General features: G+C 48.9%; 13 protein-coding genes. 4 read left to right on the plus strand and 9 right to left on the minus strand.

Features of this window, described 5'->3' with window-relative positions:
- Positions 1 to 345 precede the first annotated feature (345 nt).
- Entirely contained in the window at positions 346 to 2,433 is a 2,088-nt protein-coding gene (locus DSM2777_RS05990; protein ID WP_061553420.1) for a GmrSD restriction endonuclease domain-containing protein, read from the plus strand.
- Positions 2,434 to 2,479: 46 nt separating this feature from the next.
- Here the strand turns inward: DSM2777_RS05990 and DSM2777_RS05995 are convergent, their stop codons facing one another.
- Positions 2,480 to 3,256: an NAD(P)H-dependent oxidoreductase gene (locus DSM2777_RS05995; protein ID WP_061553421.1), complete on the minus strand. Its 777-nt coding sequence runs from the start codon at positions 3,254 to 3,256 to the stop codon at positions 2,480 to 2,482.
- Positions 3,257 to 3,353: 97 nt separating this feature from the next.
- Here DSM2777_RS05995 and DSM2777_RS06000 point away from each other — a divergent pair, with 97 nt between their 5' ends.
- Complete coding sequence (locus DSM2777_RS06000) at positions 3,354 to 4,280, plus strand: LysR family transcriptional regulator (protein ID WP_061553422.1); 927 nt, start codon at positions 3,354 to 3,356, stop codon at positions 4,278 to 4,280.
- Positions 4,281 to 4,296: 16 nt separating this feature from the next.
- Complete coding sequence (locus DSM2777_RS06005) at positions 4,297 to 5,214, plus strand: alpha/beta hydrolase (RefSeq protein ID WP_061553423.1); 918 nt, start codon at positions 4,297 to 4,299, stop codon at positions 5,212 to 5,214.
- 53 nt (positions 5,215 to 5,267) lie between these two features.
- Here the strand turns inward: DSM2777_RS06005 and DSM2777_RS06010 are convergent, their stop codons facing one another.
- From DSM2777_RS06010 to caiF, 8 genes are all read right to left on the minus strand, one after another.
- On the minus strand, positions 5,268 to 5,912 hold the full coding sequence (locus tag DSM2777_RS06010) for an MOSC domain-containing protein (RefSeq protein ID WP_061553424.1): 645 nt from the start codon (positions 5,910 to 5,912) through the stop codon (positions 5,268 to 5,270).
- 72 nt (positions 5,913 to 5,984) lie between these two features.
- On the minus strand, positions 5,985 to 7,919 hold the full coding sequence (locus tag DSM2777_RS06015; protein ID WP_418009389.1) for a TonB-dependent receptor plug domain-containing protein: 1,935 nt from the start codon (positions 7,917 to 7,919) through the stop codon (positions 5,985 to 5,987).
- A gap of 141 nt (positions 7,920 to 8,060) precedes the next feature.
- Complete coding sequence (gene modD / locus DSM2777_RS06020; protein ID WP_061553426.1) at positions 8,061 to 8,909, minus strand: ModD protein; 849 nt, start codon at positions 8,907 to 8,909, stop codon at positions 8,061 to 8,063.
- Complete coding sequence (locus tag DSM2777_RS06025) at positions 8,906 to 9,727, minus strand: class I SAM-dependent methyltransferase (RefSeq protein ID WP_061553427.1); 822 nt, start codon at positions 9,725 to 9,727, stop codon at positions 8,906 to 8,908. The genes modD and DSM2777_RS06025 overlap by 4 nt, the downstream gene beginning before the upstream one ends.
- A 20-nt stretch (positions 9,728 to 9,747) precedes the next feature.
- Positions 9,748 to 10,497: an ABC transporter ATP-binding protein gene (locus DSM2777_RS06030; protein ID WP_061553428.1), complete on the minus strand. Its 750-nt coding sequence runs from the start codon at positions 10,495 to 10,497 to the stop codon at positions 9,748 to 9,750.
- Positions 10,494 to 11,486 carry a FecCD family ABC transporter permease gene (locus DSM2777_RS06035; protein ID WP_061553429.1) on the minus strand — a complete coding sequence of 331 codons (993 nt, stop codon included), beginning with the start codon at positions 11,484 to 11,486 and terminating at the stop codon, positions 10,494 to 10,496. Before DSM2777_RS06035 ends, DSM2777_RS06030 begins: the two co-directional genes overlap by 4 nt.
- Entirely contained in the window at positions 11,483 to 12,514 is a 1,032-nt protein-coding gene (locus tag DSM2777_RS06040) for an ABC transporter substrate-binding protein (RefSeq protein WP_061553430.1), read from the minus strand. Before DSM2777_RS06040 ends, DSM2777_RS06035 begins: the two co-directional genes overlap by 4 nt.
- 212 nt (positions 12,515 to 12,726) lie before the next feature.
- The gene (gene caiF / locus DSM2777_RS06045) at positions 12,727 to 13,131 is read right to left on the minus strand and encodes a carnitine metabolism transcriptional regulator CaiF (RefSeq protein WP_040046101.1); all 405 of its coding nucleotides are present in this window, start codon (positions 13,129 to 13,131) and stop codon (positions 12,727 to 12,729) included.
- Positions 13,132 to 13,597: 466 nt separating this feature from the next.
- On the opposite strand from caiF, the gene aes reads away from it, so the two are divergent.
- Positions 13,598 to 14,566 carry an acetyl esterase gene (gene aes, locus DSM2777_RS06050; protein ID WP_061553431.1) on the plus strand — a complete coding sequence of 323 codons (969 nt, stop codon included), beginning with the start codon at positions 13,598 to 13,600 and terminating at the stop codon, positions 14,564 to 14,566.
- Positions 14,567 to 14,599 lie beyond the last annotated feature (33 nt).

Raw genomic sequence — 14,599 nt, forward strand, 5'->3', positions numbered from 1 at the left:
TGCTATTCAGCAATGTCCGCCTTTCTCATTTGAAAATAGGCTGGATGGATTTACAGTAAGTTGTATTTGAATATGGAATCAACCTCTCATGAATTGGGGATAAAACACCAAAGTGGGTAACGCTGTTGATGAGTTTAAGATACATGATTTTACCGTAGGGTGGGGCGCTCCGGCAGCTAAAGCAGTACTTCGTTATGACCTAACACCTAATTTTTAATCAGAGAGTATGAATATTTGTAGCCTGACAAACATTCCCACAATCATTTTTCGCCAAATGAGGGCGACAGGCGTAAATTATCTCCCCAGTAAAATTCGACTCAGGATATTTAATAGGGATGTATCAGGATGAAAGCAAAAGAAGCCAAGTTACTCAATTTTCTCCAGACCGCGCCGCAGTTGGTTATTCCCATCTATCAGCGCCTTTATTCTTGGGGAATCAAAGAGTGCGAACAGTTGTGGGATGATATTATTCGTTGTGGTAAGGATAATGATAATAATGGCCACTTTATTGGTTCGGTTGTTTATATTGAGCATGGTCTGTATTCGGTAACATCTCAATCTCCGCTGCTAATTATTGATGGGCAACAGCGCGTCACCACGGCGTCTTTGCTGATTGCCGCATTGGCTGAAGCCGTTGGTGAAGAAGAGTTTATTGAAGGCTTTAAGCAAGTACAGCTGCGAGGATTCTATTTAACGAACCCATTATTATCTGGCGAAAAACGTTACAAGTTGATCTTGTCGCAAACTGATAACGAAACGCTGCGCGCTATTATTGATGGTAAACCTCGGCCAGAGCCTTATTCATTGCGAGTTCAAGAAAACTTCGAGTTTTTTCAGGAAAAGCTGAAAGATAAAAGTATTCTTGAAACGGTCTGCAAGGGGTTGAGCAAACTGATTGTGGTCGATATTTCTTTGCAGCGTGATCATGATAATCCTCAGCTAATTTTCGAAAGCATGAACTCTACAGGGAAAAAACTGAGTCAGGCCGATCTGATCCGCAACTACATTTTGATGGGCTTAGAAAACGAGCGTCAAACTACGTTGTATAACGATCATTGGCGAAAAATGGAGTTGCTGTTTGGGCAAGAGGCTTATTCAGAGCAGTTCGACTTTTTCATGCGTCATTATTTAACGGTGAAAACCGGCGATATACCTAAGGTCGATGATGTCTATGAAGCCTTTAAGCAATACTTTCATCGCAGCCATCTTTCGGTTGAGTCAGCGGTGGCAGATATTCATCAATATGCCATTTATTACTGCGCGATTGCGCTGGGCGTAGAGAAAAATAAAACCTTAAAAGAGATATTCCAGAACATCCGTGAGCTAAGAATGGATGTGGCTTATCCATTAATGCTGGAACTGTATGATGATTATCATCATGGAAAACTTCAGCTGAATGAGTTTATTGAAGCACTGCGTCTGATGGAAAGCTATGTCTTCCGCCGTGCGGTGTGTGCTATTCCAACCAACTCGATGAACAAAACTTTTGCTGGTCTTAGCAAAAGCTTTAATAAAGAGCACTATTTAGAGAGCTTGAAAGCCGCATTCATGCTGCTGCCATCATATCGTCGTTTTCCTACCGATGAAGAGTTTAAGCGTGATATTCAAACTCGCGATCTCTATAACTTCCGAAGCCGTAGTTATTGGCTGAAAAAGTTGGAAAATCACAATCACAAAGAACCTATTCCAATCGATGGGATCACCATCGAACATATTATGCCGCAGTGCGACAACAACGTAGAAAAGGTGCCTTTAGTCTGGCAGCAAGCATTGGGCGATGAGTGGCAGCGAGTATGGGAAACGTGGCGTCATACGCTGGGTAACCTCACGCTAACCGGTTATAACTCCGAGTACAGTAATAAATCCTTTGCTGAAAAACGTGATGCCGATAGAGGATTTAAATATAGTCATTTTCGTTTAAATGATGACGTGGCCGTGCTAGATAATTGGGATGAAAAGGCGATTATCTCGCGTGCGAAAAAAATGGCGGAAAAAGCAGCCGAAGTATGGCCTAGCGCCAGCCTTTCTCTGGAAACTTTGCATCGCTATAAACCTCAGCATGAAGAAAATATAACCTACAGTTTTGAAGACCACCCATATTTAGCGAAAGAGCATGTGAATAGTTTATTTGAAGCCTTCCGCAAAGAGGTTCTGGCACTCGATCCGTGTGTGACAGAAGTGTTCCTCAAACTTTATATAGCTTATAAGGCCGAAGTGAATTTTGTTGATGTGGTACCGCAGGCAAAACGTCTACGGCTGTCACTGAATATTCCTTTTGCCGAAATTAACGATCCGCGAGGTTTATGTCGAGACGTTACCAACCTTGGTCGATGGGGAAATGGCGACGTTGAGGTTGGCCTTGAGACTTTGTCCGATCTCCCTTACGTGATGACTTTAGTCACTCAAGCCTTCGAACGCCAAATGGATAATTAACCCCTTCAAGGGCTGCATCCCCCGCAGCCCTTAGTCATCTCTACCGTTATTTAATATGCGCCGCAAAGCCGGTTAATTCGGGGGCGATATCGGGTTTCAGCGTTAGATCTGGGATCGTGTAATCACCGCCGTTTTGCTGGCGGAAAGCGATGGGCGTTGTGCTCCATAAAGTATCGAGGCGCTGGCCTAATTTTTCACAGATTGTTGCATAGCTGTCAGGGTTAACTTTGCTGGTGTGGTAAATCACAAATGGTGGCAGTACGTCGAATCCCGGATAGTGCAAGATACCGTGGTGGATCGGGAACAGAATATCGTCGATTGGGCCATTAATACCGCGCGCGCTGTAATGTGGCTGCCAGCCACCGGCGGTGACCATCAGCATAGCGCGTTTGCCTGCCAGTGTGCCTTCGCCGTAGCGGTCGCCCCAATGGCTATCATTATGTTCGCCCACGCCATAGGCAAAACCATAGGCGTATACGCGTTCCACCCAGCCTTTCATAATGGCGGGCATAGAAAACCACCACAGCGGGAACTGGAAAATAACCGTATCAGCCCACAGTAGTTTGCTTTGCTCAAGGGCGATATCATCGCTTTGTAGGCCGTTTTTGAACGCGTGCTGCGAGTCGAGAGAAGCATCGAAATAGGTCTTATCAAGTCGACTTTTGCTGTCATTTGCGTCTAACGCTGCTTTCCAGTTCATCGCGTATAAGTCTGAAACCTGTACTTCATGTCCCGCGTTTTGCAGGTGTTGGATGGTGAAGTTTTTTAATGAACCGTTCAGTGATTTAGGTTCGGGATGGGCATAAACAAGAAGTACTTTCATTGTGGCTATCTCAGTCGCTATCTCAAAATAAAGAGATAGCAGGGTAGAATTTTGTCATATTCATGAGAAATGAATTTCTGATATCTCAGGTATTACTATGAGTAATCTTCGTCGGCTGGATCTGAACTTGTTGGTGACGCTCGATGCGTTACTGACCGAGCACAATGTGACGCGTGTTGCTGAAAAGCTTAATTTTTCTCAGCCTTCAATCAGCGTGCATCTGTCTAAACTGCGCGATATTTTTGACGATCCTTTGTTGCTACCGGGGCCACGAGGCATGCTGCCAACAGCTAAAGCTGAGGCACTGCGCGAACCGCTGCGGCAGGCATTGAATGCATTAGAAGGTGTTGTCGCGCCGACCAAACCGTTTGAGCCTGCAACGGCGCAAAATGATTGGGCGGTTTCTGCTGCCGACTATGGTGAGTCCACGGTTGTTTTGCCGGTTTTAATCGGCTTACGCGCCGTGGCGCCCAATACGCGGTTATCGGTCATTGAGTTGGCGCCCGCTAAAATTGCTAAACAGCTTGAGCAGGGCGAAATCGATATTGCCTTTCACGTAAGCGATGAAGCCGCACCGGAACTTCATCTAAAAAAGCTGTTTTCTGAACGTTATGTGCTGGCTGGGCGGCGAAAGCATCCACAGCTGTCACAGGCTCTAACCTCTGCGCAGTTTTGCGATTTAGAGCATGTTATTGTGTCGCCCAGCGGCGGTGGCTTTTGCGGTGTGACCGATGAGGCTTTAGCGCAGGCGGGACTTACGCGCCGAGTGGTGCTGTCGGTGCCGCATTTTCTGTTTGTGAAGTCTGTGCTTGCTAGCACGGATTTAGTAGCGATGTTGCCTTTGCGCTTAGCCATCGCTAGCCCCGAACTGCAATATATTGAGCCGCCGATGCCCATTGCTGGATATGAAATGTCGATGCTGTGGCATGAGCGATCTCATCGCGATCCTGCTCATCGCTGGCTGCGAGATTTTATCGTCGAACAGGTACATAGTGCCGCACACATCAAAGCTCAGAATCAATAATATCAAGGATATAGATATGCCTTTAGAACCTGCAATCGCTGAACTGGTGAACGATTTTATTGCGGCAGGTCGGCCATCGCCTCGTCGCCAAACCGTTGCCGAGCGGCGAGCGGGCTATGTGGCCAGCACGATATTGGCGGGCGAAAAAGAAACGCGCGTGGACGTGCGCGACGTGAGCCTTGAAGGGATGACGCTGCGCGTGATTTCTCCGCAGGGAGCACATGGAAATAAGCCAACGGTGATTTACTACCACGGCGGCTGTTTTGTCAGCGGTGGTTTTGCCACGCATGAAAAGCAACTGCGGCAGTTGGCCTATCACAGCGGATGCCGAGTGATTGCCGCGCAATATCGGCTAGCACCGGAGCACGTCTATCCTGCTGCGCACGATGATGCTCATCATGCGGCAATGCTTGTGTGGCAGCACGCCGATTTTTTAGGCGTGGATCGCGAGCAAATTTCGTTGGCTGGCGACAGCGCGGGCGGGCATATCGCGTTAGTCACGGCGCTGCGTCTGCGTGATGAGAGCCGTTGGTTGCCGCATAAGCTCTTGCTGATTTACCCGATGCTGGATGCCACGGCCTCTTTTGATAGCTATCAGCGCAACGGCGATGACTATATTATTACCCGCGACGCGCTGCTCAGCGGTTACGAAGCTTATTTTCCAGACATCGATTTTAAGCATCCTGAAGTCAGCCCGCTGTGGCGCAGTGATTTCTCTGGTCTGCCGCCAACGCACATTATTACCGCTGAATACGATCCGCTATGCGATGAAGGTGAGGCGTTGTTCGCACGTCTAACCGAGCAGGGTGTGAGCTGTAGTGCGCAGCGCTATCTTGGCGTGATCCACGGATTTTTCCAGCTCGGTGGCGTTAGCCAAACGGCACGCAATGTGATGAGCGATATTGCCGCTCAGCTTCAAACCGAGCGCTTTTAGTTAAATCAAACAGCAGCGGTACTGCACAAGTCTGTACCGCTGCGCGACGCGGCTTACAGGCTGTCTAATCTTGCTTTAGCTTCGTTTTTCCAGATTGCCGCCAGTAAATCAAGCTTGCTCAGCGCGTCCAGATCGCTGGCAGATGCGTTGGGGTTGAAGATGATGTTTTGCACGCGGCTCAGCGGCCAATCGGCATGAGGGCGCTCAACCAGCGTAATAGCATTACCTGCCTGAACTTCTCCCGGCTGTAAAACACGATAGAACCAGCCGTTACGTGATTGCTGATGCATCAACTCCGGCGCGTTTGGGTCATTTAAGCGGCCTGCCATGGTGTTACAGGCCACTCTTCCCCAAGATATTTGTAGCCGCGCAGTGCCAATGCTGAAGGTATCGCCAATACAGATGGTGTGTTCGGTGATCCCTCTGGTAGCAAAGTTCTCGCCAAAAATACCGGGGGTTTTAAATAGCTCAGCCTGAGCCGGATAGTGTGAGCGCCAAAAATCATAATGCTCAAGCGCATAGTTCATGATGGCGCATTCAGGGTCATCAAAATACTCTTGATGTCCCGCTTCGGTTTCAATTCCGTGGGTGCCTACATAAACGCGCCCGTTAGCTGGTTTTTTTAGCTGTGTTCCATCGGCTTGGCGCTGGTTGCATAAAATCACATCGAGAGTGGCGAGCAGTTGCTGTGTGTTCATTTATTACTCCTATATCCATCATCTTGTTGGATATAAACACCGTTAAACCCCCCGTTTATACGGGGGGATTACTTAGAATTTATACTCGATGCCCGCCCAGTAGTTGCGTCCTTCTTCGACGAAACCTTCGGTATAAGCATAAGCGGTATCGAACACGTTATTCACCGAGGCGTTAACGCTGAGGCCTTTCGCAATTTCGTAATCTGCCCGCACATTGGTTACGGCAAATCCGCCCGCTTTTTGGCTGCCGTCGCTGTTGCTATAGCTTGAAGAACGGGCTTCTTCAGAAAGGGTAAGGCTAAGTGGCTGCCATGGCGTATAAGTGACCCAGCCCATGACCGTTTGAGTCGGGAGTCCGGTTACTTTGCCAACGTCTTTGTCCTTAACATCGCTGTGAATGAGGCTGTAGCTAAGGCCCACTTTCACTTCATTCAGAATCAGTCCGTTAATACCTAAATCGAGGCCGGTGTAGTCAACGCGTCCGCTATTGCGGTTTTGTACCGTATTGGCATCGATGTTCTGTGTGAGAATAGCGTCGCTAATGCGGTTGTAATAAACGCTTGCTTCATAACCCCAATCTTCGCTGAGATAGCCGGTATAGGTGAGGTCGATACTGCGAGCGCGCTCGGCTTTGAGGTTTGGATTAACCAAGGCCACCTGTCCGAACGCAGGGCGAGATGTGGTGTAGCGCTCTTTCAGTGTAGGGAAACGGCTGCGATCGGAAACCGAGAGCGCAATATCATCACGGTTGTCGAAGTGATATTTCGTCATGGCCTGCCAGTTGAAGGCGTTTTGATTATTGCTGTCGTAGTGGGTAATCGAGCCGTCTTTTTCGTGCTTCATCCCTTCAAGGCTATCACGCCAGTCGTAGCTTATCCCTGCCACCACGTCCCACTGATCGTCTACTGCCCATTGGTATTCGCTAGAGAGCGACCATGTGCGATCTTTGTAACGATCGTAAGGTGCATTGCGATATCCCTGCTCGCGGTGAACGTCTTCTTTCCAATGAGCGGCAAACGAAAGCTGGTCACGCTCGCGCATATCAGCCGATAGCTGGAGGCCTGCGCCATCGGTGTAATCATCATAGTGGCTGTAGCTGCCTTTTTTATTTTTCAGATCGCTTAGTGAGTTGTACATCAGCAGGGTGTTTTTAAAGGTATCTCGATAGGCTCGGCTTTTAAGGGTAAAGATATCGCCAAGCTTGGTGGTTCCCTGATAGTAATAACTTTCTTTGTCGTATTCCGGCCACTGCCAATATTTCGGTTTTTGATCGCTGGTTCCGGCATACGGTGGGTTTTCTTTTTCACCATCCTGTTTGATATAGGTAAAGGTGTATTCATCATTTTCACGTGGGGTAAAACCGAGCTTCACAATGCCACGTTTATCGTCAGATTTTGAATTAGTGCGCTTGCCGTCGGTGCCTGCGGTGCGGTTATCTACGCTGTCTGGCAAGCCAACAAATCGTTGTTTTAGCTCGCTGCCGCTGATCTGTAGATAGCCTAAATCGCCTTTCATACCCAGCGAGGCGTTGGTGTCAAAAGCATTGTCTTTGCCACGCGCCCATCCTTGACGGTAGCTAATGTTGCCTTCTAAATCTTTTTTAGGTTTTGTCGTGGTGAGGTTGATTGAGCCCCCCATTTGGTTGGGGCCTTGCAGCAGAGAGGTGTAGCCTTTAGAGACTTCCAGCGAAGCCAAGTTTGACGTGAGGAAGCGGCCTAAATCCAAATTGCCGTCATAGGGAACGTAGATCGGGACGCCATCATAAAAAATAGGAACCTGCCGGTTATCGAACCCACGAACGCGAACCTGTAATTCGTTACGTCCGCCCGATTTTTGCAAGGATACGCCGGGAACCACGCTGAGCGCGTCGGCGACGTTGCGTTTATCGAGTTTGGTGATGGTGTCTTGTGTGACGATCTCGCTGGTGTTTGCTACCGGACTACTCCAAACGGTCATGACATCATCGTCATTGGCAGCCTGAACGTCCATGGCAATGCCGCCTGACATGCATAGAGTTATTGCCGTACATAAAGTTGTTTTTCTCATTTTCATCATTATCCCCAGGATCGATATGTTTATTTTTATATAACGCTTATGGTGTCTATTGGCAGGCCGTCATTAGCCTGCCAATGTGGAACGCTTTGTTATTTAGTCAGAGGGTACGAGCCGAACTTTGATGTCTGCCGGTGGCGCGTAATAAGGCGCGGAGGTGACCAGCAGTGAAATGCCGGTTTGCGCAAATTTATCAATGGTCGCGAGAGTAATTCCGCCCGCTAAGGACAGTCGGCAGTGAGGCGAAAATCTCTGTGCATAGGCTTTGAGCGCGAGAATGTCATCGGGTGAGAATTTATCGAGTTGCACAATATCGGGCATGCCCAATAACGCCTGTTTGGCTTCATCCACGGTATCGGCTTCGACGATGATGGCTTTTTCCGGCGCCTGCTGGCGTAAGGTTGCAATGATGCTCTGCCAGTTATCAGGGGAGGGGCAAAATCGACGGTGGTTGGTGAACAGCAAAATAGTTTCACCGCAGCCCGCACGATGAATAATGCCACCTGCGGCGGTCACGGCTTGCATGGCGAGTAAGTGGGTGCCAGGAATGGTTTTGCGCGTGCAGGCAATTTTTCCCTGCGGCGAATAACGCTGTAGGATCTGACGCATTTGATAGACATAGTCAGATACGCCACAGCTCCACTCCAACAGGTTCTGCACGGCCTTCCAGCCCTGATGCAGCGCATCGGCGCGGCCTTGGGCGGTGAGCAAACATGCGTCTGCCATGGCGATATCGCCGTCGTGGAGGTGCTGCTCAACCTCTAATCCCAGCCGTAAAAGCATACGGCGAGCGGTGTCGATGCCGCTGATACAGCCTCCTTGTCGATGATGAAAGCGCATTGATCCTTGACGCGCACCGATGTTCAGCGCGCGCGTCGTTAGATCCCCGCCCTGTATGTCATCCATCAGCCACTGATCGAGCTGCGCATCAGGGATGAAAATCATAGCGCCCCCTGCGGTGACGTTTTTTTCTCCCATGACACTAGCGCCCAATCACGAGTCGGCGAAGCAATGGTTAATCCGTGCTTTTGCTGGTGGGTGTAGTAATCAAAAAGGCGCTGCTGTTCTTCATCATTCAGCGTGCCCAATGACCAACTGGTGCTTTCATAAAAACGCTCGAAAGTATCCGTATTTCCCTGACAGTTTGGCCCGGCGATGAAATCAACGCGGGCATGAATGCCCATCTGGTACAAGACGTTAACCGCGTAGATATAGTTTGGCAGTTCAATGACGGGGCGACCGATAACCCGCTGCACTTCAGCATTGACGAACGAAGGGCTGACGGTGTGGGTGGTGTAAACGCGCAGCCGTGCCTGCTGATGAAGTTTTTGCATGGCCGAGCGTAAATCACCGACCAGAGTTGAACGCGAGGCAACGGCGATATCACACTGCGGAAGAGCGCTCCAATCATCCTCCCAAGCTCGGCGAAGCAGCGTGACGTTATCGAGCTGCATGGCCTGTGCGCGTTTGGCCGCAACCTCAAGCATCCCCTTGCTGTAATCCACGCCGTAAACATGGCTGAGTTTATGCGCCACATTGAGGCAAACCGAACCGGGGCCACAGCCCATATCCAGTAAGGTTTCCGCGTTGGTAAAATCCATTTTGGCAATAAGCTGAACCAAATATGCGTCTTGCGGGTTCGCGCAGGTTACGGCCATTTTCTCAGCACGTTTATCCCAATGTTCTGGCGCTTTTTCAGTGCGTTGCGCTAGTGCTAACTGCTGTTGGTAGAGTGCAGAAAAGTCGATTTCATCAATCAGCATGTGAGTTCCTTTTTTAGTTTTCATATTCCCAGATGTGCTTCGATTTCCTCTTCACTGACGTCATACAGCTGAGACAATGAAGCGCTATTAAGCATCGTTTTCGGCGTTCCCTGTGATGCCCCGTTTTGTGGGCTGAGGGTCACGATGGTATCGGCCACCGCTTTGGCGTGCATGGGATGATGGGTAGACATCAACAGCGTGATCCCAACCGTTTTTAACTGACGAATACGCTTGAGCAGGGTTATCTGATGGCCAAAATCCAAGCTGGCTGCCGGTTCATCCATCACTAAAAGCGCTGGCTGTTGGACTAGAGCGCGGGCGATTAATACCAACTGCCGTTCACCGCCGCTGAGCGTTGGAAAGCTGCGTTGTTCCAAGTGAAGAATGCCAAGAGCATCCAGTGCATCTCGGGCGAGCTGGTGATCGCGTTGATGAGGGGAGGAAAATAAGCCCAGATGAGCGCTGCGGCCCATGCTCACCATATCCAGTACGCTGTAAGAAAAAGGGCCGCTGTGAGCCTGAGGAACATAAGCAACCAGCTGTGCGAGCTTAGCCGGTGACCACTCCTGCAACGGTTTTCCTGCCAAGATAATATCGCCCTTGAGCGCGGGTAATAGCCCAAGCAGCGTCCGCATTAGCGTGGTTTTCCCACAGCCGTTAGCGCCCAGCAGACAACAGATTTCCCCGCGTTGGATGGCAAAATTAATATTCTGCAAAATGGGGCGATCGCGATATCCCAAGGCAACCTGACTAAATGACACCATGCTCATCCGCGGCCTCCGCGAAGTAACAGCATCAGGAAAAAAGGAGCGCCGATCAGCGCCGTGAGTATCCCCAAAGGCAGCTCGATGGTGAATAGGCTACGGGCCAAGGTATCGGTGAGTAAGAGAAGTAGCCCACCACCCAGCATGGAGGCTGGAAATAAACGCTGATAGTTATCGCCGGTGACTAAGCGGCAGATATGGGGAACCACTAAGCCAATCCAGCCAATGATACCGGCGACCGATACCGCGCTTGCCGTGATCAACGTCGCGCAAATGATAAAGATCAGCCGCAGGCGCTTAACATGAACGCCCATGGTTTTGGCTTCATCATCCGGCAGGCTCAGTAGATTCATACGCCAACGCAGCAGCAAAAGTGGCAGCATGCCCAACAGTAAAACGGGGATACTGCTGTAGAGATCGTCATGGGTGATGGTAGAAAGGCCGCCTAATAACCAGAAGGTGATCGAAGGGAGTTGGGTGTAGGGATCGGCCAAGATTTTAATCAGCGAAATGACCGCGCCGCACAGGGTGCCGATGGCAATGCCAACCAGAACCAGAGATAGCACCGGATCGTGGCGTTTTGCCAGCGAGGCAATCAGACAGGTGAGCGCCACGGCCAGCATACCGCCGACAAAAGCCAACAGCTGAACGATAACGATCGGCAAACCCAGCCACATCGCCACGCATGCCCCCATTCCTGCCCCTGCGGATACGCCCAGAATATCGGGTGAAACCAATGGATTACGGAACATTCCTTGATAAGCCGCTCCGGCAGCCGAAAGCGCGGCGCCAATCATTAGAGCAGCTAAAATTCGCGGCAGGCGTATTTGCCAGAACACGATAGCAACTCGCGGATCTGCCTGCGTCGTGTTTGAATGCACCAACAGATTCAACAGTTCAGTGGGCGTGAGTGGATATTTGCCAACCAAAAGCGCCAATAGAATGGCAACCAGAATACCGCTGGAAAAAAGAGCCAGATTTTTGGTCAGATTCATCCAGCCTCCAACAAGCGCTGGAGTTGGGTTTGGTTTAAATCCGAGTGGTAGAACAGCCGGAAAAACTGCTGGAGGTCATCCATCCAGTTTGCCTGAATCTTGCTATCAAAATGCGCCTGTAGTCGGCGCATGCCTAGCAGGCGATTAATACCCGGTGGCGAATCGAGCCAACCAAAAGGCAAGCCGGAATAACACAGAACCTGACCTTTACGCACCGCCTGAAGATTTTTCCACAGTGCATTCTGAGTGATATAGCGATAGGTGTTGGCGTCCTGAGTCAGAATAATATCGGGCTCCCACAGCAATAGTTGCTCGAAAGACACCTGAGCTAAACCATGCTGCGACGGTTCGCTCACTACGTTGATTAGCCCTAACTGCTCTGCGGCTTCCGTATGCAAAGATCCCTGCAAGCCCGTCTCTAATCCTGTGGCGCCGCGTGCGGAATAAAAACGAGGCGAATTGCCGCTCATCTGCGAAAAACGTTCGGCATCTTGCAGAAAACGCTCTGCCAACTGAGCCTGCTTCTCTGCTCTCGATGAAACCCCTAACAGCGTGCCTACCTGACGCAGTTGGCTGGCTGAATCCCGTAATTTCCCATCCACTAAGACGTAGGGCACGCCAGTTTGTGCTGCGGTTCGCTGCGCGAGTGAGCGGAAGGTTTCATCGGCGCTGCCACAATCAATAATGATGTCTGGAGCCAGCGACACTATCTTTTCGAGGGAAAGCGTACTTGCACGGCCAGATAAACGTCCTAGCTTTGGCAGTTTTCGAATGGTATCGGAAAGAAATTCACTGCCGGAAACTGAGAAATCAAACGAGGATAATCCCAGCAACATTTCGGGTGCTAGCGCGAGCAATAAGAGATCGGCGGGAGCCCCCGCGCTCAATACGCGGTGTGCTTTTTGTGGCGATGGCAAAGTACCGAAAGGGACTAAAAGGGCGTCAGCGGCGTGGGTAGCAAAAGGGCTGACCGATAAAGCTGCGCCAGAAAGCAAATACCCAATCAGCTTACGACGAGTGATATCCATGTCATAACCAGAAGTTTTTTCGTTATATAATTATTTATATAATGAATTGGCAAAAACCCATAGTCAAGCTATGGGATTAGGTAAAACGACGAGGTGTGATCTGGGTAGTGGCTTAACAAAAATGAGAAAAGGAAGACTGGAGTGGTTGGCTTTGAGTCACAAAAAACAGTAGGGAAAAGGGAGGTAGTAGACCTCCCATTAACGGTTCATCTCTACTTTCTTTGTGATTTAGACAGCATCCATTTCCACTTCTGCTCCTGATTCAGCTCTGAAGGAGGAACCGGAATCAGCATTTTAGGCATTGATTCCGAGTCATTTTCTTCTCCATCAACGTTAACCGCATTTTTAATTCGTTCGGCAATGTGATCGTCGATATGATCCACTTGGATCATGCGCTGACACTGACAGCCTCGGCCTTCTAGCTGATTTGGAACGGTTTTGGTTTGGCAGTCAATTTCATCAACGGCAGAAAGGATATAAGAGACAAGGTTTATGGCTTTGCACGGCGTGAGATCAAACTGATCGGCAATCTCTCGCGAGCTTATCCAACGTTGTTGTTGCATTGCCCAACGCGCCACGGACAAATACAAAGGCTCTGGTACGTATTCTCTACACATAGACTCACCTTTAAATTAAAGCAATTTTTTATCAGATTAGCATTTGTTTACCATATAAATGGATGGGCTCAAATATATGCGATCATATTCACATTTATAATCACGGTTTGATCTGAATATACCTATCTAATGACGCCTTCGCTATGGTTTTTATTTGATTTGTTGCGAGGGGTCGTAACCGCAATTATTGTTGTTTTATTGTAGTGATAATGTTTTCTTGCTGTGTGGTGTTAATTTATTTTTGTGATTGAGAATATGTTTATAAAGGCTAATTTTTTGATTTAAAATAATAAACAACATAATTAATTTGATATCACCTGAATAGACAAAAAACTATGCGCATTGGCGCACTTTTTGCTTGCTGATAACGCCATAGCTATCTGGTTTATCATGCTTTTTGTTTCTTAATGCCATGTGGCGTTAGCTCTGTTTTTATAATGAATGAAATCGCTAATGAGAGTGTGTAATGAATCCAATAAATAAAATTAATGTCCCTGATAAAATATCAGCGGAGATGCGTGATGTATTGCGTGTTCAGTATGAAAATGCAAAACCAATAGCAGCAGATGCTGATAATTCAACGATTAGACAAGCTTATATTGAGGAGCGAAGATATTGGAATGAGGGAGGGCCTAAAATGTTTAAGACCCTGCATGAAAAGATAGCCACTTCTCACGGCGATATCGAGACGAAAATATATTATCCACAGAGAGAAACAGTGGCAACGATCTTTTATTTACACGGCGGCGGATTTATTGTCGGTAATCTTGATACTCACGACCGTATTATGCGTTTATTAGCCGATTACACCGGATGTGCCGTGATTGGCGTTGACTATACGCTTTCGCCTGAGGCGCATTTTCCGCAGGCGATCGAAGAGACGGTTGCGGTATGCTGCTATTTTTCTCAGTGCGCTGCGGATTATCAACTCAATATGCAGTCAATTGGTTTTGCCGGAGATTCTGCCGGTGCGATGTTGGCGCTGGCAACGGCATTATGGTTGCGCGATCGCAAGATCGACTGCGGCTACGTCAAAGGCGTTCTGCTTTATTACGGACTTTATGGATTACAGGATTCTGCCAGCCGTCGATTATACGGCGGAGTCTGGGACGGTTTAACCGGACCCGATATTGAATTTTATCAGCACGCCTATTTGGCGAATGAACAAGATAAAGAGTCACCTTATTGCTGCCTGTTTAATAACGATCTTAGCCACAACATGCCTGCCTGCTTTATTGCCACCGCAGAATTTGATCCGCTGATTGACGACAGCATTGCGCTGCACCGCACGCTTTCCGAACACCAACAACCTTGCTGCTATAAAATGTATCCCGGTACGCTGCATGCGTTTTTGCATTATTCGCGCATGATGGAAAGTGCCGATCAGGCATTGCGCGACGGTGCCCGCTATTTTTGCGAGCAGCTTGAAGTATGACGAATATAGGCAAATAAAAGGCGGGCAGTCGGT

Source organism: Obesumbacterium proteus (genome assembly GCF_001586165.1).
In the GTDB taxonomy this organism is placed as follows: Bacteria; Pseudomonadota; Gammaproteobacteria; order Enterobacterales; family Enterobacteriaceae; genus Hafnia; species Hafnia protea.

What these genes read in the sequence shown, in the direction of transcription:
- DSM2777_RS06010 (WP_061553424.1), bottom strand. Translation starts at nt 5,912, where the DNA reads ATGAACACACAGCAACTGCTCGCCACTCTCGATGTGATTTTATGCAAC.
- DSM2777_RS06005 (WP_061553423.1), top strand. Translation starts at nt 4,297, where the DNA reads ATGCCTTTAGAACCTGCAATCGCTGAACTGGTGAACGATTTTATTGCG.
- DSM2777_RS06000 (WP_061553422.1), top strand. Translation starts at nt 3,354, where the DNA reads ATGAGTAATCTTCGTCGGCTGGATCTGAACTTGTTGGTGACGCTCGAT.
- DSM2777_RS06030 (WP_061553428.1), bottom strand. Translation starts at nt 10,497, where the DNA reads ATGAGCATGGTGTCATTTAGTCAGGTTGCCTTGGGATATCGCGATCGC.
- DSM2777_RS06040 (WP_061553430.1), bottom strand. Translation starts at nt 12,514, where the DNA reads ATGGATATCACTCGTCGTAAGCTGATTGGGTATTTGCTTTCTGGCGCA.
- DSM2777_RS06015 (WP_418009389.1), bottom strand. Translation starts at nt 7,919, where the DNA reads ATGTCAGGCGGCATTGCCATGGACGTTCAGGCTGCCAATGACGATGAT.
- aes (WP_061553431.1), top strand. Translation starts at nt 13,598, where the DNA reads ATGAATCCAATAAATAAAATTAATGTCCCTGATAAAATATCAGCGGAG.
- DSM2777_RS05995 (WP_061553421.1), bottom strand. Translation starts at nt 3,256, where the DNA reads ATGAAAGTACTTCTTGTTTATGCCCATCCCGAACCTAAATCACTGAAC.
- DSM2777_RS06035 (WP_061553429.1), bottom strand. Translation starts at nt 11,486, where the DNA reads ATGAATCTGACCAAAAATCTGGCTCTTTTTTCCAGCGGTATTCTGGTT.
- caiF (WP_040046101.1), bottom strand. Translation starts at nt 13,131, where the DNA reads ATGTGTAGAGAATACGTACCAGAGCCTTTGTATTTGTCCGTGGCGCGT.
- modD (WP_061553426.1), bottom strand. Translation starts at nt 8,909, where the DNA reads ATGATTTTCATCCCTGATGCGCAGCTCGATCAGTGGCTGATGGATGAC.
- DSM2777_RS06025 (WP_061553427.1), bottom strand. Translation starts at nt 9,727, where the DNA reads ATGCTGATTGATGAAATCGACTTTTCTGCACTCTACCAACAGCAGTTA.
- DSM2777_RS05990 (WP_061553420.1), top strand. Translation starts at nt 346, where the DNA reads ATGAAAGCAAAAGAAGCCAAGTTACTCAATTTTCTCCAGACCGCGCCG.